Origin of the sequence: Streptomyces sp. KL109B (genome assembly GCF_030766935.1) — a bacterium.
Taxonomy (GTDB): domain Bacteria; phylum Actinomycetota; class Actinomycetes; order Streptomycetales; family Streptomycetaceae; genus Streptomyces.
On sequence record NZ_JASERL010000028.1, the window covers coordinates 1 to 1,368 of the forward strand.

The following is a 1,368-nucleotide window of genomic DNA, read 5'->3' on the forward strand; positions in this document are numbered from 1 at the left end:
GAGCCGGCGTGAGCTTGAGGATCGTTGTCACCGTGAAGTACGTGCCGGACGCCACGGGCGACCGGGGTTTCGCCGATGACCTGACACTCGACCGTGACGATGTCGACGGTCTGCTGTCGGAGCTGGACGAGTACGCGGTGGAGCAGGCGCTCCAGATTTCCGAGAACTCGGACGACGACGTGGAGATCACCGTTCTGACGGTGGGTCCGGAGGACGCCAAGGACGCGCTGCGCAAGGCGCTGTCCATGGGCGCGGACAAGGCGATCCACGTGGAGGACGACGACCTGCACGGCACGGACGCGATCGGCACCTCCCTGGTCCTGGCGAAGGCGATCGAGAAGGCCGGCTACGACCTGGTGGTCTCCGGTATGGCCTCGACGGACGGCACCGCGGGCATCGTGCCGGCGCTGGTCGCCGAGCGCCTGGGTGTGCCGCAGGTGACGCTCCTGTCGGAGGTCGCGGTCGAGGACGGTGTCGTCAAGGGGCGTCGTGACGGTGACACCGCGAGCGAGCAGCTGGAGGCGCAGCTTCCGGCCGTGGTGTCGGTGACCGACCAGTCCGGCGAGGCCCGCTACCCCTCCTTCAAGGGGATCATGGCGGCGAAGAAGAAGCCGGTCGAGGCGTGGGACCTGGAGGACCTGGACATCGAGGCCGAGGAGGTCGGCCTGGAGGGTGCCTGGACGAAGGTCGCGTCCGCCGATGAGCGTCCGGCGCGCACCGCGGGCACGATCGTCAAGGACGAGGGCGAGGGCGGCAAGCAGCTCGCCGAGTTCCTCGCGGGCCAGAAGTTCATCTGAGCTTCAGCCATCACCACCCATCGCCCAAGTTCTTTGTGATTGCAGGAGATTGAAGTCCCATGGCTGAAGTTCTGGTCTTTGTCGACCACGTGGACGGTGCCGTCCGCAAGCCCACCCTGGAGCTGCTGACGCTGGCCCGCCGGATCGGCGACCCGGTCGCCGTCGCCCTCGGGGCGGGTGCCGGTGACACCGCCGCCGCGCTGGCCGAGCACGGCGCCGTCAAGGTGCTCACCCACGAGGCCGCCGAGTACGCCGACTACCTGGTCGTGCCGAAGGTCGACGCGCTGCACGCCGCCTACGAGCACGTCTCCCCGGCCGCCGTCCTGGTGCCGTCCTCCGCGGAGGGCAAGGAGATCGCCGCGCGCCTGGCGCTGCGCATCAAGTCGGGCATCATCACCGACGCCGTCGACCTGGAGGCCGGCGAGGCGGGCCCGGTGGCCACCCAGTCGGTGTTCGCCGCGTCCTACACCACCAAGTCGACCGTGACGACCGGCACCCCGGTCATCACCGTCAAGCCCAACTCCGCCGCCGTCGAGCCGGCCCCGGCCGCCGGCGCCGTCGAGGCGCTGGC

General features: G+C 69.9%; 1 protein-coding gene and 1 pseudogene. Both read left to right on the plus strand.

All coding sequences use genetic code 11. The annotated features are described in order from the left end of the window. Positions 1–8: 8 nt before the first annotated feature. Positions 9–797 (plus strand): electron transfer flavoprotein subunit beta/FixA family protein, encoded by a 789-nt coding sequence (locus RBJ65_RS41980; protein WP_306332218.1) that lies wholly within the window; start codon positions 9–11, stop codon positions 795–797. A 59-nt stretch (positions 798–856) separates the two neighbouring features. After that, positions 857–1,368: pseudogene (locus RBJ65_RS41985) on the plus strand (electron transfer flavoprotein subunit alpha/FixB family protein); the annotation flags it as partial.